Here is an 18,402-nt window from a genome sequence, read left to right as displayed (position 1 = left end):
CCGGGTAGGTTCGCGGGCATGGAAGATCGTCCCGACGACCTCAGCGACCGCGACCTGCTGACCGCCCTGGAGGCGTGGGGGCTCGGCCCCGTCACGCTCGACTACGCGCCGGTCGGGTTCGGCGACTACCACTGGATCGCCACCGGCCCCGCCGGCCGCTGGTTCGTCACCGCCGTGGATCTCGCCGCCAAGCCGCCGACCGGCCTCGCCGACCTGCGCCGCGCCATGGACACCGCCGCCGCCCTGCACGCCACGCTCCGGCCGTCCGCCGCCGTGGTCGCACCCCTCCTGTCCCGCGACGGCTCGACGACCGTACGGACCGGGCCGCGCCACGCCGTCACCGTCTTCCCGTACGTGGACGGGGTCGCCGGGCACTTCGGCGAGCGGCTGCCCCAGGCGCGGCGGGACGCCCTCATCGACCTGCTCGCCACCCTCCACCGCACCCCCGCCCCCGCCTCCACCCCCACGGCCCCCCTCACCCTGCCCCGCCGCGACCGCCTGGAGGCAGCCCTGACCGAAGCGCTGGCGAACGCCGACGCCGGGCAGGAACCAACCCCCCAGACCAGAGCTACCGCCCCCGAAACCGCACGCACAACCGGAAGCACGGACGAAGGGGCGAACGCGGGCACAGACCGGAGCGCGGGTACCGGAGCGGACGCGGGGACCGGAACGCGCGGCGCCACCGGCACGGGAAGCGCGGCCGGATCCGGGGCCGGGGTGGGCGCTGGCATCCGGGGCGCTGCGGATCCCGAGGCCGGGGTGGCCGTTGGGGGAGTGGCTGGGGCAGGGGGTGGTTGGCGGGGTGGGCCGTATTCGGAGCCGGCGCGTGCGCTCGTGGCCGCGCGGGCGGACGGGCTGCGGCGGGCGCTCGAGCGCTTCGACCGGCTGGCCCGGGAGGTGCGGGGGCCGTTCGTCGTCACGCACGGGGAGCCGCACCCCGGCAACCTGCTCTGGCGGGACGGGCGGCCGGCGCTGGTCGACTGGGACACGGTCGGCCTGGCCCCGCCCGAGCGGGACCTGTGGCTGGCCGCCCCGGAGGAACGCGACCTGGCCCGCTACGAGGCCGCCACCGGCAGGCGCCCGGACCCGTCGGCCCTGGCCCTCTACCGGCTGCGCTGGGACCTCGACGACGTGTGCGACTTCCTCGACTGGTTCCGGGCCCCGCACGGCCGCACTCCCGACACGGAGGTGGCGTGGCGCGGCCTGGAGGACGCCCTGGCGCGCTTCTCCCGCCTCTGACCGCACCCGCCACGCCCGCCAGGGGCTATTCCTTGCCCGTGTAGACCTGGCTCGCGGGCGGCGCCTTGATCGTCTGGCGGTGGCCCCAGCCCTCGTACACCGTCCGGGTGCTGACCTCGTCGCCCGGCGAGGTCGAGTTGCCGCCGAACCCGTGGGCCGTCGCCAGGTAGGTCGTCCTCAGCTGCCTGGGCAGCCGGTCGGCCTCCACGGTGAGCGTGTAGCGGATGACCTCGTCGTCCTGCTCGCCCACCAGGACCGACCGCGCCCACGGGGACGCCTTCGCCAGCTGCTTGAACGTGATGCTGCCCGTGTAGGTCCGGCCTGACCGCTTGGCGCCCTTGACCAGCGCCTTGAGCGCCTCCGGCTCGGCGGCGTTGACCGGCTGGGTGTAGAAGGCGGTCAGCCCGGCGGGCAGCGGCCGGTGGGTCCTGGTCCAGGTCTTGCCCTTGGGCAGCCCCTCGCCCAACAGCTTGTTGCGGACGTAGGAGACCTTCCCGACGGTGATGACGCGTTCGTCGTCGAGGAAGGTGTGCACCCGTTCCTTCTCGGTGTGCTTGACCGAGATGTCCGAGGCGGCGAACCCGGACTTGCCGTACTGGAAGGCGCCGCGACGGGTCAGCAGCTCGCTCTTGCCGGCGAGCTCGACGTAGGAGGCGACCTCGGTGAACCTCACCCCCTTGCCCGCCCCCGAACGGCTCTTGAGCGCGGCGACCGGGTCGGCGGGCGCGGCGGCGGCGGCCGGGGCGGGCGTGGCGAGGAACGCGCCCGCCAGGAGCGCGGCGACGACCAGCTTCATCTCTGGGGGGATCCTTCCGACGGCGGTATCGCCGGTCGATTGTGCCGGACGATGATCACGACGGCGTATCGCCGGGCGGTCAGAGGAAGGCCGCGACGAGCGAGGCGAACTCGTCCGGCGTGATGATCTCGACGCCGAGCGACTCGGCCTTGGCCCGCTTGGAACCGGCCTTCTCGCCCGCCACCAGCAGGCTCGTCCTGGCCGAGACGCTGGACGACGACCTGCCGCCGGCCCGCTCGATCAGCTCGTTCATCTCGTTGCGGGACAGATCCTCCAGCTTGCCCGTCATGGAACCGGTGACCACGACGGACTTGCCCGACAACGGCAGCGCCGCGACGAGCGCCTCCCCGTCGCCCGGCTCCCCGGCGGCGCCGGCCTCTCCAGGCGCGGCCTGACCTGGCGCGGCCTGACCCGGCGAGGCTTGTCCCGGCGAGGTCTGGCCGGGCGCGGGCGGGGTGACGCCGGGCTCGGTCATGTTGACCCCGGCCGCGATCAGCTTGTCGATGAGCGGCCGCAGATCGGCCAGCTCCGCCACCAGCAGGGCCGCCTTCTTCTCCGCCATGCCCTCGACCGCCTGGATCGCCTCCACGTCGGCGGCCAGGATGGCCTCCATCGTGCCGAAGTGCCGGGCGATCCGGCGCGACATCGCCCGGCCCGTGCCGCGTACGCCCAGAGCGCAGAACACCCTGCTCAACGGCCGCGTCTTGGCCTGCTCGATCGCCGCCAGCAGCTTGGCGGTGCTGGTCTCGCCCATCCGGTCCAGCGCCAGGACCTGCTCGTGGGTGAGCGTGAACAGGTCGGCGAAGTCGGTGACGAGCCCGGCCTCGATCATCTGGACGATCCGGCTCTCGGCCAGCGTCTCGATGTCGAGCTGGTCGCGGCCGGCGGCGTAGAGCACGGACGTGGTGATCTTGCAGGCCCGGCCGCGCACGCACCGCCACCGCTCCTGCGACTTGTCGATCTCCCCCTGACAGTTGGGGCACACGTCAGGGATCGCGATCGGCTGCTCCTCGCCGGTGCGCAGGTGGACGACGGGCGCCTCCACACGCGGGATCACGTCACCGGCCTTGTGCACCATGACCCGGTCGTACAGCATCAGGCCGCGCCGGGCGATGTCGGCCGGATTGTGCAGCGTGGCGTAGCGGACCTTGCTGCCGTCGAGCTCCACCTCCTCCAGCTCGGCGCGGGGCGCGATGATGCCGGTGCGGCCCACGTTCCACTCCACGCCGATCAGCTTGGTGATCTTCTCGGTGGCGGGCAGCTTGTAGGCGACGGCCCAGCGCGGCACCCGCGTGCCGAACCCCGCCTCCGCCTGGTCTGCCGCGCTGTCGGCCTTGATGACGATCCCGTCGATGCCGAACGGCAGCTCCGCCCGGACCGCCGCCAGCTCGCCGATGCGCCGCTGGATCTCCTCGACCGAGGTGGCGACGATCCCGGCGACCGGCGTCGACCCCGTCGTCGCCACGCCCAGCGCGGCGACCAGCTTCATGATCTCGCTGTGCGGCAGCTCGCGCAGCCGCGCCGCCAGCTCCGAGTCGTCGTCCGGCGGCAGCGGCAGCGCGCTGTAGCCGAAGAAGGTCAGCTCGCACACGTACGGCCGGTCCTTGGCGCGCAGCGTGCCCGCCGCCGCGCTGCGCGGATTGGCGAACGTGGTGCCGTCGTGCGCCTGCCGCTTGGCGCACGCCGCCTCGAACTGCTCGGCCGTCATCAGCACCTCGCCGCGGATCTCCACCGTCACCGGCTCGGCCAGCGTCAGCGGCAGGCCCACGACCGTGCCGATGCCGTGGGAGACGTCCTCGCCCTCGGTGCCGTTGCCGCGCGTCACGAGCTGGACGAGCCTGCCGTCGTGATAGCGCGCGGAGATCGCCAGCCCGTCGAGCTTCGGCTCCACGCTGAACGCCGTCACCGGCCTGCCCAGCCGCCGCTCCAGCCCCGCCACCCAGCGGAGCAGCGCCTCCGCCGAGAACACGTTGTCCAGGCTGAGCATCGGCACCGTGTGCGGCACGTCACCGGTCACCGCGCCGCCCGCCACCTTGCCCGTCGGCGAATGGGGCAGCACCTCGTCGGGGTGCGCGCTCTCGTACGCCTGGATGCCGCGGAACAGCCGGTCATAGGCGTCGTCGTCGAGCGGGGATTCGCCGTCGCCGTAATAGGCGGCGTTGGCGTCGACCGCGATCTGCACCGCCTCGGCGTAGGCGGCGTGATCGAGCAGCTCGGTGTGCGGGGGCGCTTCAGTCATGAACACATCGTGCCGCCTCCCACCGACAATTCTCACCCGCGAAACGGTGCTCGTCCGGCGCGCCTGAACAGCCCCGATCCGGCGAGATCCCGCCGCGTACCGGCCGGATCGCGGCGTGCGCGGCGGGACGGGGCCGTATCGGCCGGATGCGCGGTTCCGGCCCTCGGCCGGGTTGTGGTGATTGCGGGGCAGAGGTCCCTCCTGGCGCGCGAGCGCGGCCCGTGGCCACGGCATGGTGCTTTGACCTGGGGCACCGGTCGCCCTCACAGTGAATCCCCGTAGTTGGCTGATCACTCGGGGTGGGCGGATGCCCGCCGGTGGAGGCGGACGTGCTCGTGGGCGGAGTCGGTGGCCAGGCGGTGGCCGTAGTCGGGGCCGGCTGCCGGTTGCCGGGCGGGATCACGGACCCGGACGGGCTGTGGGCCGCCCTGGAGGCGGGGCGCGACCTGGGCGTGGGCGGCGTCGGCGGCCAGGGGGCGGCCGGGTTCGACGCGGGCTACTTCGGGACGCGGGCCGGGGAGGCCGCCGCGGCCGACCCCCGGCACCGGCTCCTGCTGGAGATGGCCGTCGAGGCGCTCGACGACGCCGGGCTCGACCCCGCCCGGCTGGCCGGCTCCGACACCGGCGTCTACACCGGCGGCGCGCCCCACGACCCGCTGACGCGCTTCTTCGGCCTGCGCGGGCCCGGCGCCTCCGTCGACCCCGGGCCCGCGTCGTCGCTCGCCGCACTGGCCCGCGCCTGCGACGCGCTGGCGCGCGGCGACAGCCGGGTGGCGCTCGCCGGCGGCGCCACCTGCCCCGACGTGGGCGCCGAAGGCGGCGCGATGCTGGTGCTCAAACGGCTCGGCGACGCGCTGGCCGACCGCGACCGCATCCACGGCGTGATCGCCGCCTGGGGGCGGGTGCCCGAGGTGTACGAGCGCGCCCGGGTCGACCCGGACGACCTCGTGTACGTCGAAGCGCTCGGCGGCCCCGGCGACTGGCGGGACCTGGGACACGGCCTCGGCGCCCGCCGCGAGACCCCGCTGCCCGTCCAGGCCCAGCTCAGACCCCTGGAGACCGCCTCGGGCGTGGCCGCGGTCCTGAAGGCGCTCCTCGTCCTCCGCCACCGCCGCATCCCCGCCCCGCCCCCCGCCGACCCCCGCACCCCGCGCACCGGGTCGTCCGGCCCGTGCGCCGAGCCCTCCGGCCCTGGAGCCGGACGGGCCGCCCTTCCGCCAGGACCCGCGGCGCCCGCCGAGCCCGGGGCGGCGACCGCCTCCGGCCGGTGCGGCGAGTCGTCCGGCCCGTGCGCCGGACGGGCGGGCGCCTCACCGGGCCCCGTGGCGCCCGCCGAGCCCGTGGCGGCCGCCTCCGGCCGGTGCGTCCCGTCCGCCGGGCTCCCCGATGCGCCGGTCTCGCCCGTCGGCGGGGAGCATGCGCGCGGGGAGACACCCGGGTGCGGAGGCTGTCGGCGTGGGGAGGCGTCCGGGTGCGGGTGCTCTTGTTCGTGCGGGGAGGCGCCCGGATGCGGGGGCCGTTCGTGCGGGGGTTGTTCGTGTGGGGAGGGGGTCGAGGGCGGGGCGGGGCTGGTGGCGTTGACGGAGGCGTTGCCGGCGGCGAAGGGGTTCGCGGGGGTGAACTGCGGCGACGCGCACGTCATCGTCGCGCCCGCGCCCGCCGACCTGGGCAGGCCCGTACGGCAGCGCGGCCCGCTCCCGGTGGTGGTGTCGGCGCGCTCGGAGGAGGCGCTGGCCGAGGCCGCGCGGCGCATGGCCGACCGGCTGGCGGAGGCCGCCCCGGAGGAGTTCTACGACCTGGCCTACACCGCGTGCGCCCGGCGGGGGCGGCACCCGTACCGGAAGGTGGTGCTGGCCGAAGGCCCTCGGGAGGCGGCCGAGGCGCTGGCGCGCGGCGGCAGGCGGGGGGCGGCGGACGGGCGGGTGGCGTTCGTGTACTGCGGCGACGGCGGGGAGTGGCCGGGCATGGGCGCCGACCTGCTCGCCGACCGGGCGTTCCGCAAGGCCGTGGGGCGGGTGGACGAGGCGCTGGCGCCGTACCCGGGAGGAGGGACGGTCGCCGGGCGGCTGGCGGCGGGGGAGTGCGGCGAGGGGCGGGCGCTGCTGTTCGCGGTCCAGGTGGGGGTGACGGAGATGCTGGCCGCGCGCGGCATCCGGGCGGTGGCGGCGGTCGGTCACGGCGTCGGCGAGCTCACCGCCGCCTGGGCGGCCGGCGACCTGCCGCTGGAGGAGGCGGCCCGGCGCGCCGCCGAGCCGCCGTCCCCGGCGGCGGGGCCGGAGGGGGCGAGCGGTGAGGGGCGGGGGTCCGCGCTGGCCGGGGTGGAACTGCTCGCGCACATCGGGCCGCCGCCGATGCCCGTCACGCTCATCCGGCAGAGCGGGTCACCGGCGATCGTCGCCACCATGGACCCGGGCCGCGACGGCGTCGAGGTCGTCGACCGGGCGGTGGACGAGCTGGTCGTCGCGGGGGCCGACACCGACTGGTCCGCCTACTTCACCCGGCCGGGCCGGGTCGTCACCCTGCCCGCCTACCCCTGGCAACGCGATTGCGGCCTGCCGGCGCGCCGGATGCTACACAATGTATCCGGGCAAGCACTGTACGTCGGGGGAGTCTCGTGAAGATCACGCCGATCGCCGGAGCCGTCGCGTTGCTCGCCGGCCTCACCCTCGTCCCCGCGGGGTCCACGGTCCGGCCCGCCGCGGCGACGGGAGCCGCGCGGCCGCACCCGGCCGTCCCGCGTGCCGGGGCGCCCGCTGCTCTCTCCCAGGCCGCCGCCGCAGGCGGGAAGGGGCGGGCCGCGGTGCTCGCCTGTGCGGTCGGGACGCCGCCCGGGAGCCCGATCGTGTTCACGCCGCCCGTGGGCCTGGTGCCCGGGAAGGTGGCGGCGCGGGGGGCGTTGTGGCTGAGCGGCTGCCGGGGGAAGCCGGGGCGGCTCAGGTCGGGGTGGGCGTCGCTGCGCGCCGAGGGGGAGGCGTCGTGCGCCGCCGTGCGCGGGATGCGCGGGCACGCCGCCATCACCTGGTACGACGCGACGGGCCGGCCGGTGGGCAGTTCCCGGCTGCGCATCCGCAACGACGAGCTGGGCGCGGCCGGTGCGCTGCTGACCGGGAGGGTCACCGGCGGGCCGCTGGACGGCAGGCGGGCCAGGGGCGGGATCGCGCCGGAGGGCGGGGTGCTGGGGTGCGCGACGGGCGGGCTCGGCGCGATGCCGGGCACCGGGCGCATCGAGTTCGGCTGACCGGGCCGCGCCGCCGGGGTCCGCTCGCCGGCGGTGGAGATCATGCAGGATTGGGTGCAGTGACAGTGAACGCCGGGCGGGCCCCACGGCCCCCACGAGATGTCCCTGCGCGCGGAAGGGGCCGCATGGCACCCGTGAAGGAAATCACCGAACTTCTGCACCGGACCTTCTTCAGGTCGCTCTCCCTGCTCTCCTCGCGGGGGCAGGGCGCCGTACTGCGTCGTTACTTCGACTGGTGGCATCGCCGCCCCGACCCGTGGCACATGGGCACCGACGCCTATGAGCAGGCCAAGTACGCCGCCACGCTCGCCCAGCTCCCCGATCTGCCCTACCGGCGGATCCTGGAGGTGGGGTGCAGCGAGGGGGTGTTCACCGAGCAGCTCGTCACCGCCTATCCGGAGGCGCACGTCACGGGCGTGGACATCTCCGAGCGGGCGCTGGCCCGGGCGGCGGAGCGGGTGGAGAAGGCGGCCGACAGGACGCTGCTGCTGCCGGCCGACATCCTCCGCTTCACCTCCGAGCACCGCTATGACCTGGTGTTCTGCTCGGAGACGCTCTACTACCTGGGTCGCCGCGACCGGCTGCGGCGGGCCAGCGCCCGGCTGACCGGGCTGCTGGCGCCGGGCGGCGTGCTGGTGCTGGTGCATCCGTGGCCGGAGGCGCGGCGGCTGCACCGGTTCGTCGAATCCGGGCGGGCGGTGTCGCGGCTGAGCGAGCTGGTGGAACGGGAGGCTCACCGGCCGTTCGCGGTGTCGGTCTACCAGGCCCCGCCCGGCTGATCGGGCTCCTCAGACGCCGCCCGGGCAGGCCGGGGCCGTGTTCCGGTGGGCGGCGGCAGCGCGGGGGCGGCGCTCGGCGGAGGCGGCCAGGGCGACGGCGCCCAGGGCCAGCAGGCCCAGCGCCGCACCGATCCAGCCGAGCGGCGCGTACCCGTACCCGGCGGCGATCAGCAACCCGCCCAGCCACGGGCCCACGGTGATGCCGACGTTGAACGCCGACACGTTGAACGAGGCCGCCAGCGTGGGCGCGTCGTGGGCGACGGCGAACACGCGGGTGTTCAGCGCCGGGTTGGTGGCGAAGCCGGACGCGCCCAGCAGGAACACCAGCGGCACCGCCAGCCACGCCACCCCGGCGCTCAGCGCCAGCGCCCCCGAGATGACGACCAGCGCGGCGAGGCCGGCGTACAGGAGGGTGAAGGGGCGGGCGTCGGCGACGCGCCCGCCGACGGTGATGCCGATCAGCGAGCCCGCGCCGTACAGCGCCAGCACCGCAGGCACCCACCCCGGGGCCAGCCCCGTCGTGTCGGTGAGCAGCGCGCTCAGGTAGCTGAAGGTGACGAGCAGCCCGGCGGTGGACAGCGCGGTGGTGCCGAGGGCGAGCCACAGCCGGGGGTTCGCCAGCGCGCCCAGCTCCCGCCGCAGCGACGTCTCCGTACGGGGAGCCGACGGGTGCGGGGCCGGGGCCCGGCCCGGCACGGTGGCCAGGACGCCGAGCGCGGCCAGCGCGGACATGCCCGCCACCACCCAGAACGCGGCCCGCCAGCCCAGGGCCTGCCCCACGAGCGTGCCCGCCGGGAGGCCCAGGGTGGTGGCCACGGTGAGGCCGCCCGCGACGATCCCCATCGCCCGGCCGCGCGCGGCGGGCCCGGCGAGGCCGATCGCGGTGACGGCGGCCACGGCCCAGAACCCGGCGTACACGAACGCGGCCACCACCCGCGTCACCAGCAACGTCGCGTAGTCGGGCGTCAGCGCGCCGACCACGTGCGCCACGGTGAACACCGCCATGAACGCCAGCAGGGCGGTCCGGCGCGGCCAGCGCAGCGTCACCACGGCCAGCACCGGCGCCCCCACCAGCATCCCGACGGCGAACGCCGAGATGAGCAGCCCGGCGTCGGGCACCGACACGCCGAGCCCGGCGGCCGTCTCGGGCAGCAGCCCGGCCAGCATCAGCTCCGAGGTGCCCTGGGCGAAGATCGCCAGCCCCAGGACGTAGACAGCCAACGGCATCGAGCACTCCATTTATTCGATCGACCAGTACAAAACCGAGGCACGGAAACGCTCAGAACGCGTCGAGCGCCGTGGCCGCGATCGCCTCCAGCGCCGCCCGGTCGCCGCCCGCCCGCGCCACCACGCGCATGCCGCTCACGACGGCCGCCACGAACCGCGCCAGGGCCGCCGGGTCCTTGCCCGGCCCCAGCTCGCCGCGCGCCCGCGCCAGCCCGATGGCCGCCCGCAGCGCCTCGAACCGCCGCTCCTGGTCGCGCCGCAGGATCTCGGCGATCTCCGGGTCGCGGGGCGCCAGCTCGACCATGCTGTTGACGACCAGGCAGCCCGGCGGCTCGCCCGGATCGCCCTCGGCCACCGACTGGAGCAGGACGCGCACCTTCTCCCGGATCGGCAGGTCGCGCTCCAGCAGCTCGAACAGCTTCGCGTCCTTCTGCTCCATGTAGTGGCCCAGCGCCCGGACGAACAGCTCCCGCTTGCCGTCGAAGGCGTTGTAGACGCTGCTGCGCCCCAGCCCGGTGGCCTCGCACAGGTCCCGCGTGGAGGTGGCCTCGTAGCCCGACTCCCAGAACGCGCGCATGGCGCCCTCCAGGGCCCGGTCCTCGTCGAACGTCCTCGGTCGTGCCATGCGCCGACCGTAACACGTTTTGGACCGACCAGTGCAATACGGGAATCCTCCATACGGGTCGGCGGATCGCCCCCATGGCCGCCGCCGCCCCGGCTGCCTACCGTGAGGCAGCGTGATCCGACTCGACCATCTCACCAAGAGGTACGGCGACCGCGCCGCCGTGGACGACCTGACGCTGGAGCTGAGACCCGGCGCCGTCACCGGCTTCCTCGGCCCGAACGGCGCAGGCAAGTCCACCACGATGCGCATGATCCTCGGCCTCGACGCCCCCAGCTCCGGCCGCGCGCTCATCGGCGGCAGGCCGTACCACGAGCTGGAACACCCGCTGCGCACGGTCGGCGCGCTGCTGGACGCCCGCGCCGTCCACCCCGGGCGCAGCGGGCGCGCCCACCTGCTGGCGATGGCGCGCGGCGCCGGCATCCCCAAGGCGCGCGTGGCGCGGGTGCTGGAGCTCGTCGGGCTCGGCGAGGCGGCCGGGAAGCGGGCGGGCGCGCTGTCGCTCGGCATGAGCCAGCGGCTCGGCATCGCGGGCGCGCTGCTGGGCGATCCGGAGGTGCTGATGTTCGACGAGCCCGTCAACGGGCTCGACCCCGACGGGGTGCGCTGGGTGCGCCGCCTGATGCGGTCGCTGGCGGCCGAGGGCCGCACGGTGTTCGTCTCCAGCCACCTGATGAGCGAGATGCAGCTCACCGCCGACCACCTGGTGGTGATCGGCAAGGGCCGGCTGATCGCCGACGCGCCGCTCGCCGAGGTGCTCGCCACCCCCTCCGTGCTCGTACGGTCCCCGCACGCCGGCGACCTCGCGGACCTGCTGACGGCACAGGGCGTGAGCGTGGAGCGGCGCGGCGAGAACGAGCTCGTCGCCACCGGCGCGACGCTGGAGCGGATCGGCGACCTGGCCCACGAGGCGGGCGTCCGGCTGCACGAGCTGAGCCCGCGCGAGGCGTCGCTGGAACAGGCATATCAGGAGCTGACCGCCACGAGCGTGGAGTACGGCGCGGGAGGAACGCGATGAGGAACGCACTGGGGAGTCCGCTGGGGCGGGCCGTCGCGGCCGAGTGGGTCAAGCTCTGGTCGGTCCGCTCGACCTGGCTCTGCCTGGCCTCGGCGGTGGCCGCGACCGTGCTCGGCGGGCTCACGCTCGGCGCGGCGCAGGCGACCGAGGCGCTGCGCGAGGGCGCCGCCGGGGCGCGCGTGGTGGTGACCGGCCCGATGATCTCGGCGACGGCGTTCGCCCAGTACGCGGTGATCACGCTGGCGATGCTCCTGGTCACCTCCGAGTACGCCTCCGGGTCGATCAGGAGCACGCTGCAGGTGGTGCCGATCCGGGGCCGGATGCTGGCCGCCAAGGCGCTGGTGGCGGCGCCGGTGCTGTTCGCGGCGGGGATCGTGGCGGGCGGCGCCGGGGCGCTGGTCACGTACCTGGTGCTGTCGGTGGAGACGTTCGGCGGGGCGGCGGCCTTCCCGCCCGGGCAGGCGGCGGCCGACCTGCTGCGGCTCGGCGTGTTCTGCGCGCTGACCGGCGTGCTGACCGTCGGGGTGAGCGCGGCCGTGCGCGGCTCGGCGGGGGCGCTGACCGTGATGTTCATGCTGACGCTCGGCCTGCCGCTGCTGCTGGTCATGACCGGGAGCCAGGCGGCGCTGGAGGCCTCGATGCGGCTGCCGACGTTCGCCGGGCTGGCGTTCATGGAGAGCGCCGACAACCTGACCGGCGGCCCGATCCCGTACCCGGCGGGCGAGGGGCTGGCCTGGCTGGCGGGGTGGACGGCGCTGGCCCTGCTCGCCGGGCTGGTCGTGCTGCGCCGGCGCGACGCCTAGACTGCCGAGCCGTGATCGTACGAAGGCTCGCCGGGGTGCTGGCGGGAGCGGTGACCGGCGGGCTGGAGCTGGTCCTGCTCGTGCTGGCGTGGCCGCTCGCCCGCTGGTGGGCGCCCCGGCTCGTGGCGCTCGAACGGGCCAGGCTGCGGGTGCTGCTCGGCCACGACAGCGACCCCGGCACGGCGGGCGCCGGCTACCTGGCGCTGCGCGCGGCCGTGGGCGTGCTCGGCGGCTACGTCGCCACGTCGCTGATCTTCGTCGGCCTGCTCTTCGTCGGCGGCGCCTGCTGGGCGATGCTGACGGGCGAGTCGTCGCCCGTGGCGCTGGAGTTCCCCGGCATCCGGCTGACGACCGAGAGCTGGGCGATCGGCCTCACCTCCGGGATCTTCCTGCTGGCCGTGGGCACGCTCTGCTGCCAGGCCGTCGTCGCCGCCGAGCGGCGGCTGGCCCGGCGCTTCCTCGGCCCGGGCCCGCAGGAGCGCATGCGCCGCCGCATCGCCGAGCTCACCGCCACCCGCTCCGGCATCGTGCGCGCCGTCGACGACGAGCGCCGCCGCATCGAACGCGATCTGCACGACGGCGTCCAGCAGCGCGGCGTGGCGCTGGCCATGCTCCTCGGCCGCGCCCGCCACGCCTTCGCCGGCACCCCGGGGCCCGCCGCCGACCTGGTCGCGCAGGCCTACGCCGAGTCGCGGCACCTGCTGGACGAGCTGCGCAGCGTCGCCTGGCGCATCTACCCGACCGCGCTCGACGAGCTCGGCCTGCGGGCCGCGCTGGCCGGGGTCGCCGAACGCGCCGGGGTGCCCGTCACCGTCCACCACGGCCTGACAGGGCGGCTCGCCACCGAGGTGGAGACCGCGCTGTACTTCGTGGCCCGCGAGGCGATCACCAACGCGGTCAAGCACGCCGGCGCCCGTGACATCCTGGTCGTGCTGAGCGAGGACGAGCGGACGGTGCGCGTGGTGATCTCCGACGACGGCGCGGGCGGCGCCGACCCGGCCGGCGGCGGCCTGTCGGGCCTGGCCCGCCGGGTGCTCGCGCTCGACGGCGAGTTCGAGGTGGGCGACGCCCCCGGCGGCGGCACCCGGGTGCGCGCCACGCTGCCGAAGGAGCCGCCGTGCGGCTGATCCTGGCCGACGACGCCGTGCTGCTGCGCGAGGGCCTGGCGAGCCTGCTGCGCGACGCCGGCCACGAGGTCGTCGCCGCCGTCGGCGACGCCCCCGCCCTCATCGAGGCGGTGGCCGAGCACCGGCCCGACGTCGCCGTCGTCGACGTGCGGATGCCGCCCACCCACACCGACGACGGCCTGCGCGCCGCGCTGCGCATCCGCGAGAGCTGGCCCGCCGTCGGGGTGCTCGTGCTGTCGCAGTACGTCGACAAGACGTACGCCGCCACGCTGCTGGCCGGGACCGAGGGCGGGCTCGGCTACCTGCTGAAGGACCGGGTGTCGGAGGTCGCCGAGTTCCTGGAGTCGCTGGAGCGGGTGCGCGGCGGCGGCACCGTCATCGACCCCGAGGTGGTGCGCCAGCTCCTGGCCCGCACCACGCACGCCGACCCGCTGCGCACGCTCACCGAACGCGAGACGCAGGTGCTCGGCCACCTGGCGCAGGGCTACGCCAACGCGGCGATCGCCGCCGCGCTGCACATATCATTGAGCACGGTCGAGAAGCACATCAACGCCATCTTCGACAAGCTGGATCTGCCCGCAACCCCCGTCTACAGCCGCAGGGTGCTCGCGATCCTGCGCTACCTGGACGGCTGACACGAGGGGGACCATTGCCGGGCACGCTTCGGGGCGACTGCGCCAACTGCTTCGGGCTGTGCTGCGTCGCCCTGCCGTTCGCCGCCTCGGCCGACTTCGCCGCCGACAAGCCCGCCGGCCAGCCGTGCGGCAACCTGCGGGACGACTTCGGGTGCGGCATCCACGAGCGGCTGCGCGAGTCGGGCTACCCGGGCTGCGTGGTCTACGACTGCTTCGGCGCCGGTCAGCAGGTCTCCCAGGTCACCTACGGCGGGCGCGACTGGCGGCGGGAGCCGGGCAGCGCGCGGGAGATGTTCGCGGTGTTCCCGGTCATGCGGCAGCTCCACGAGCTGCTCGCCTACCTCACCGAGGCGATCGCGCTGCCCGCCGCCCGGCCCGTCCGCGACGACCTGCGCCGCGCGCTCGGCGCGATCGAGCGCCTCACCCGGCTCGGCCCCGCCGAGCTCCTCGACCTCGACGTGGCCGCCCGGCGGGCCGAGGTCAGCGTGCTGCTGCTGCGCGCCAGCGAGCTCGCCAGGAAGGGCGCCGGGCGGCGCAAGGAGCACCGGGGCGCCGACCTGATCGGCGCCAACCTGAAGGGCGCCGACCTGCGCGGGGCCAACCTGCGCGGCGCCTACCTGATCGGGGCCGCGCTCAAGGGCGCCGACCTGCGCTCGGCCGACCTCATCGGCGCCGACCTGCGGGGCGCCGACCTCAGCGGGGCCGACCTGACCGGCGCGCTCTTCGTCACGCAGTCACAGCTCAACGCCGCCGCCGGCGACGCCGCCACCCGGCTCCCCGCCGGGCTCTCCCGCCCCGCGCACTGGACCGCCCGGAAGTGAGAACCCGGCCTGCGTGATCAGGGCGCGCAGGTAGGCGGTGATCTCGTCCGGGTCGAGCGGGCCGGGGGAGAGCAGCAGCTTGCAGATCACCGCGCCCTCCATCATGTCGGCGAGCACGTCGGGGTCGGCCGCCGGGCTGAGGTGGCCGTCGCGCTGGGCCCGCACCATGATCTCCCTGGCGCGCTCGCGGCGCGGCAGCAGGTGATGCTTGCGGTACGCCTCCAGCAGCGCGGGATGGCCGGCCCCGGCCGCCAGCAGCCGCGCCGACAGGGCCCGGAACCTCGGCTCGGCCAGCATCTCGCCCCAGCGGGGGAGCAGCCGCTCGATCACCTCGGGCAGGCTGCCCTCGGTGTCGGCCACGTGGGGCAGGTCGGCGCGGGCCGTCTCGATGGCCTGGGCGAGCAGCTCCTCCTTGCTGCGCCATCTGCGGTAGACCGTCACCTTCGTCACGCCGGCCCGGCGGGCGATCGCCTCGATGCTGGTCTGGTCGGCGCCGCGCTCGGCCAGCAGGTCGACGGCGGCGCGCAGGATGGCGGCGTCGGCCTCCGGGTCGCGGGGGCGCCCGCGGCCGTCGCGGCGCGGCTCGGTCGTGGTCATCGCCCGCACCGTAGCGCATCGGTGACCCGGCGCCGCAATCGAGCGTGCCGCGCCACGCTAGAACCGCCGGGCGTACCAGGCCGGGGTCTCGCCGAACAGCTTGCGGAAGTCCCGCGTGAAGTGCGCCTGGTCGGCGTAGCCCAGGTCGGCGGCCAGCGCGGCCCAGTCGGGCGGCGTCCCCGCCGCCATGCGGCCGGTCGCCTCGCGCAGGCGGTAGCGGCGGATGACGCGCTTGGGCCCGAGGCCGACGTGCTCGGCGAACAGCCGCTGCAGCTCGCGCACGCTCAGCCCGGTCTCCCGCGCCAGCGCGTCCACGCGGGTGATCGCGGGCGTGGCGGCGATCAGCGCGACGACCTCCGCCGCCCGGGCCGCCCTCGGATCCGGCTCGGGCAGGTGCGCCCGCAGGAACTCCTCGACCGGCTCCACGTCGACCGGGTCCGGCAGCGGGCCCGGGAACACCTCGGCGGCGTCGAAGCGCCGGTCGGCGATCGTGGACACCGGCGCGCCCAGGAACGGCCGGAACGCTCCAGGCCGGAACGCCACCCCGAACACCCCGCCCCGGCCCTCCAGCACCCGCACCTGATGCCCGCTCACCGGCCCCTGGAGCGTGGCGGCCCCGTCCTGGAACGTCAGGTGCACGCTCGGGTACGGCACGATCAGCTGCCGGTACGGCTCGGCGTAGTCCCAGGTGGCGACCCAGTAGCGCTCGACGTACGGGGCCAGGTCGGGCGAGGGGGAGGGGAAGGCGTGGCGCTGGTGCCGCGCCCAGGCGCCGTCGAGCTCGCGTGCGTCCCTGGCCATGCCGACGAGCTTATGTCGTGTTTGTTCAATACGGCGGGGCGGTGTCATGGTTGGGTGTACCCCATGTCTGACCTGCATTTCATCGCCCAGGCGGCCGCCGGCGTGCCGGAGATCGTCCGCCGGGTCGAGCCCGGCGATCTCGGCGCGCCGACGCCGTGCGCCGAGTACGACGTCCGCAAGCTGATCAACCACCTGCTGTTCTGGGGGCCGTCGCTGGAGGGGGCGGCGCGCAAGGAGAGCGTCCCGCCGCCCGCCGCGTCGGAGGACGACGTGGACCTGACCGGAGGGGACTGGTCGGCCGAGCTCCAGGCGCAGACCACGCGGCTGGTGGCGGCCTGGAGCGAGCCGGCCGCCTGGGAGGGGACGACGTACATGGGCGGCGCGACGGAGCTGCCCGCCGCGATGGTCGGCGGCATGGTCGCCGGCGAGCTCGTCGTGCACGGCTGGGACCTGGCCCGCGCCACCGATCAGCACCCGCGGTGGGACGACGATCTGCTCGAACGCCTGGCCGCACAGGTGGCGGCCACCGCCGAGCAGGGCCGCGCCATGGGCGTCTACGGCCCGGAGGTGCCGGTGCCGGCCGACGCCCCGCCGCTCGACCGCGTCCTCGGGCTCACCGGCCGCGACCCGTCGTGGAAGCCGGCCTGACCGGTGAGCACCCGGGCCGTCAGGACAGGCGGCCCACGTAGGCGAGCGCCTGCTTGAGCAGGGTGCCCTGGCCGCCCGTCATCTCCTGCTGCACCATCGGCGAGGCGGCCTCCTCCGGCGTGAACCACACCAGGTCCAGCGCGTCCTGCCGGGGCCGGCAGTCGCCGCGCACCGGCACGATGTAGGCCATCGAGACGGCGTGCTGACGCGGGTCGTGGTAGGGCGTGACGCCCGGCGTCGGGAAGTATTCGGCCACGGTGAACGGCTGCGGCGAGACGGGCAGGCTCGGCAGCGCCACCGGGCCCAGGTCCTTCTCCAGGTGGCGCAGCAGCGCGTCGCGGATCCGCTCGTGATACAGGACGCGGCCGGAGACCAGGGCCCGGCTCACCGTCCCGTCGGGCGCGATGCGCAGCAGGAGGCCGACGCGGGTCACGGAGCCGGTCTCGTCGACCCGCACGGGCACCGCGTCGACGTAGAGGATCGGCATGCGCCCTCGGACCGACTCCAGCTCCTCGGGAGCGAGCCAACCGGGCATGGTCTCGGTTATTTCGGTCACTCGTTGATCGTACTTGCCGCCGGACCGTGAACCTCGCAGGGGCGGCCGTCCCGTACGGGATCTACATTGTAAAGGCGCCCGGCCCGGACGAGCGCCACGATGGCCGGGACCGGGAACAGCAGCAGGTAGAGGTTGGGCGCCCACCAGGCGGGCGAGAAGTCGCCGCGCAGCGTCCAGAACGCGATGGCCATCAGCCCCGAGGCCATCGTCAGCACGAGCGAGACCAGCATGAGCGGCGGCCCGCCGGGGTCGCGGCGGCGCAGCAGCCACAGGCTCGTCAGGCCGGTGGCGCTGGCGAGCAGGTCGATCCAGAGGAAGGACCAGTTCCAGGCGGCCATGATCGGGTTGGCGTAGTCGGCGAACGCCCACTCCGGCGGGATGAGCCCGAGGCCGGTGACGAGGAAGTAGACGACGAACCCGACGTCGGTGACGAGCATGAGGATCTTCGTCACGCGGATGCGGGGCAGGTCAGGCGCAGGCACGGTCGATCAGCTCCATGAGGTGGGCCCGGGTGCGCTCGTGCAGGCCGGGGCCGGGTTCGGAGAGGCCGAAGAGGCGGGCGGCCCACCAGCCGTCCACGGCCAGCCGCACGGCGGTGGCGGCGGCGGGGTCGATGCCGTCGCCGGTGAGGCGGGCCTGCCAGGCGGCGTAGCGCTCGCGCAGCGGGGCGAGGCCGGCGGGGTCGACGAGCACGGCGGCGAGCAGCGCGGCGGTGACCCGGTCGGCCGGGGCGGCGGCGGGGCCGGTGGTGTGGCGGGCCGGGATGGTCGCGTCGACGTAGGCGCGCAGGATGTCGCGGGGGTGGTCACCGGCGTCGGCCAGGGCCTGGTCGAAGGCGCCGGTGAGGCGTCCGACCAGGCCGGCGACGAGGGCCTGCTTGGTGGGGAAGTGGTAGAAGAGGCCGCCCTTGGAGACGCCGGCGCGCTGGGCGACCGCTTCGAGGGTGAGGGACTCGGCCCCCTGGGCGAGGAGCACGTCGGCCGCCGCGTCGAGCAGCCGTTCGCGTGAGCTGGGTCGTGGCACCTGGGTAACTATACCGGTCAGCCGGTACAGTTACGCACGCCCTCGAGGGCGCCCCGGTGGCGCTTTGGTACGTTCGAGCACGTCGTTGACCCTGGGACGAAGGGTGTGCGCTGGGTGGGCGTGCTGGCGTGGGTGAGTGTGGCGGTGTTCCTTGTCGCGTACGCGTTGATCGCGTCGGAGAAGGTGCATCGGGTGGCGGCGGCGCTGGGCGGGGCGGGGATCATGTTGTTGAT

General features: G+C 75.2%; 19 protein-coding genes. 10 read left to right on the top strand and 9 right to left on the bottom strand.

Features of this window, described 5'->3' with window-relative positions; genetic code table 11:
- Positions 1-18 precede the first annotated feature (18 nt).
- Positions 19-1,239 carry a phosphotransferase gene (locus AB0J53_RS30395; RefSeq protein ID WP_364178849.1) on the top strand — a complete coding sequence of 407 codons (1,221 nt, stop codon included), beginning with the start codon at positions 19-21 and terminating at the stop codon, positions 1,237-1,239.
- 25 nt (positions 1,240-1,264) lie between these two features.
- On the opposite strand, the gene AB0J53_RS30390 is transcribed toward AB0J53_RS30395, so the two are convergent.
- Together AB0J53_RS30390 and ligA are read right to left on the bottom strand one after the other, a co-directional pair.
- Positions 1,265-2,035: a hypothetical protein gene (locus AB0J53_RS30390; protein WP_364178847.1), complete on the bottom strand. Its 771-nt coding sequence runs from the start codon at positions 2,033-2,035 to the stop codon at positions 1,265-1,267.
- A gap of 79 nt (positions 2,036-2,114) precedes the next feature.
- Positions 2,115-4,274 (bottom strand): NAD-dependent DNA ligase LigA, encoded by a 2,160-nt coding sequence (gene ligA, locus AB0J53_RS30385; RefSeq protein ID WP_364178845.1) that lies wholly within the window; start codon positions 4,272-4,274, stop codon positions 2,115-2,117.
- Between the two features lie 329 nt (positions 4,275-4,603).
- Between ligA and AB0J53_RS30380 the strand changes: the two genes are divergently transcribed.
- From AB0J53_RS30380 to AB0J53_RS30370, 3 genes are all read left to right on the top strand, one after another.
- Positions 4,604-6,892: a beta-ketoacyl synthase N-terminal-like domain-containing protein gene (locus AB0J53_RS30380; protein WP_364178843.1), complete on the top strand. Its 2,289-nt coding sequence runs from the start codon at positions 4,604-4,606 to the stop codon at positions 6,890-6,892.
- Positions 6,889-7,512 (top strand): hypothetical protein, encoded by a 624-nt coding sequence (locus AB0J53_RS30375; RefSeq protein WP_364178841.1) that lies wholly within the window; start codon positions 6,889-6,891, stop codon positions 7,510-7,512. Before AB0J53_RS30380 ends, AB0J53_RS30375 begins: the two co-directional genes overlap by 4 nt.
- A 125-nt stretch (positions 7,513-7,637) precedes the next feature.
- Complete coding sequence (locus AB0J53_RS30370; protein ID WP_219512422.1) at positions 7,638-8,291, top strand: class I SAM-dependent methyltransferase; 654 nt, start codon at positions 7,638-7,640, stop codon at positions 8,289-8,291.
- A gap of 9 nt (positions 8,292-8,300) precedes the next feature.
- Here AB0J53_RS30370 and AB0J53_RS30365 read toward each other — a convergent pair whose 3' ends face one another.
- Both AB0J53_RS30365 and AB0J53_RS30360 read right to left on the bottom strand, forming a co-directional pair.
- Positions 8,301-9,518 carry a Cmx/CmrA family chloramphenicol efflux MFS transporter gene (locus tag AB0J53_RS30365; RefSeq protein ID WP_364178839.1) on the bottom strand — a complete coding sequence of 406 codons (1,218 nt, stop codon included), beginning with the start codon at positions 9,516-9,518 and terminating at the stop codon, positions 8,301-8,303.
- A gap of 52 nt (positions 9,519-9,570) precedes the next feature.
- On the bottom strand, positions 9,571-10,143 hold the full coding sequence (locus AB0J53_RS30360) for a TetR/AcrR family transcriptional regulator (protein WP_357593222.1): 573 nt from the start codon (positions 10,141-10,143) through the stop codon (positions 9,571-9,573).
- Between the two features lie 112 nt (positions 10,144-10,255).
- Between AB0J53_RS30360 and AB0J53_RS30355 the strand changes: the two genes are divergently transcribed.
- From AB0J53_RS30355 to AB0J53_RS30335, 5 genes are read left to right on the top strand one after another with little or no spacing between them, the layout of a single operon-like run.
- Positions 10,256-11,158: an ATP-binding cassette domain-containing protein gene (locus AB0J53_RS30355; RefSeq protein ID WP_219512397.1), complete on the top strand. Its 903-nt coding sequence runs from the start codon at positions 10,256-10,258 to the stop codon at positions 11,156-11,158.
- A complete protein-coding gene (locus AB0J53_RS30350; RefSeq protein ID WP_364178836.1) occupies positions 11,155-11,961 on the top strand; it encodes an ABC transporter permease in 807 nt (268 codons plus the stop codon). The genes AB0J53_RS30355 and AB0J53_RS30350 overlap by 4 nt, the downstream gene beginning before the upstream one ends.
- Positions 11,962-11,972: 11 nt before the next feature.
- Complete coding sequence (locus tag AB0J53_RS30345) at positions 11,973-13,088, top strand: histidine kinase (protein ID WP_364178834.1); 1,116 nt, start codon at positions 11,973-11,975, stop codon at positions 13,086-13,088.
- Positions 13,079-13,723, top strand: coding sequence for a response regulator transcription factor (locus tag AB0J53_RS30340; RefSeq protein WP_364178832.1), 645 nt, complete (start codon positions 13,079-13,081; stop codon positions 13,721-13,723). Before AB0J53_RS30345 ends, AB0J53_RS30340 begins: the two co-directional genes overlap by 10 nt.
- Positions 13,724-13,737: 14 nt before the next feature.
- Positions 13,738-14,544: a pentapeptide repeat-containing protein gene (locus tag AB0J53_RS30335; RefSeq protein ID WP_246646390.1), complete on the top strand. Its 807-nt coding sequence runs from the start codon at positions 13,738-13,740 to the stop codon at positions 14,542-14,544.
- On the opposite strand, the gene AB0J53_RS30330 is transcribed toward AB0J53_RS30335, so the two are convergent.
- A complete protein-coding gene (locus tag AB0J53_RS30330; RefSeq protein WP_364178829.1) occupies positions 14,458-15,141 on the bottom strand; it encodes a TetR/AcrR family transcriptional regulator in 684 nt (227 codons plus the stop codon). The two genes, AB0J53_RS30335 and AB0J53_RS30330, sit on opposite strands and share 87 nt — an antisense overlap.
- A 57-nt stretch (positions 15,142-15,198) precedes the next feature.
- Positions 15,199-15,942, bottom strand: a complete 744-nt coding sequence (locus AB0J53_RS30325; RefSeq protein WP_364178827.1) for a helix-turn-helix domain-containing protein — start codon at positions 15,940-15,942, stop codon at positions 15,199-15,201.
- 63 nt (positions 15,943-16,005) lie between these two features.
- On the opposite strand from AB0J53_RS30325, the gene AB0J53_RS30320 reads away from it, so the two are divergent.
- Positions 16,006-16,590, top strand: a complete 585-nt coding sequence (locus tag AB0J53_RS30320; protein ID WP_219512350.1) for a TIGR03086 family metal-binding protein — start codon at positions 16,006-16,008, stop codon at positions 16,588-16,590.
- Between the two features lie 19 nt (positions 16,591-16,609).
- On the opposite strand, the gene AB0J53_RS30315 is transcribed toward AB0J53_RS30320, so the two are convergent.
- From AB0J53_RS30315 to AB0J53_RS30305, 3 genes are read right to left on the bottom strand one after another with little or no spacing between them, the layout of a single operon-like run.
- A complete protein-coding gene (locus AB0J53_RS30315; protein WP_357593236.1) occupies positions 16,610-17,146 on the bottom strand; it encodes an NUDIX hydrolase family protein in 537 nt (178 codons plus the stop codon).
- Positions 17,143-17,628, bottom strand: coding sequence for a DUF5360 family protein (locus AB0J53_RS30310; RefSeq protein WP_364178825.1), 486 nt, complete (start codon positions 17,626-17,628; stop codon positions 17,143-17,145). The genes AB0J53_RS30315 and AB0J53_RS30310 overlap by 4 nt, the downstream gene beginning before the upstream one ends.
- Positions 17,615-18,169: a TetR/AcrR family transcriptional regulator gene (locus tag AB0J53_RS30305; protein ID WP_364178822.1), complete on the bottom strand. Its 555-nt coding sequence runs from the start codon at positions 18,167-18,169 to the stop codon at positions 17,615-17,617. Before AB0J53_RS30305 ends, AB0J53_RS30310 begins: the two co-directional genes overlap by 14 nt.
- Between the last annotated feature and the right edge of the window lie 233 nt (positions 18,170-18,402).

It is taken from the genome of Nonomuraea sp. NPDC049725 (assembly GCF_040674795.1).
In the GTDB taxonomy this organism is placed as follows: domain Bacteria; phylum Actinomycetota; class Actinomycetes; order Streptosporangiales; family Streptosporangiaceae; genus Nonomuraea; species Nonomuraea ceibae.
The sequence above is the reverse complement of the archived record's forward strand: the minus strand, read 5'-3'. Positions and strand labels throughout refer to the sequence as shown.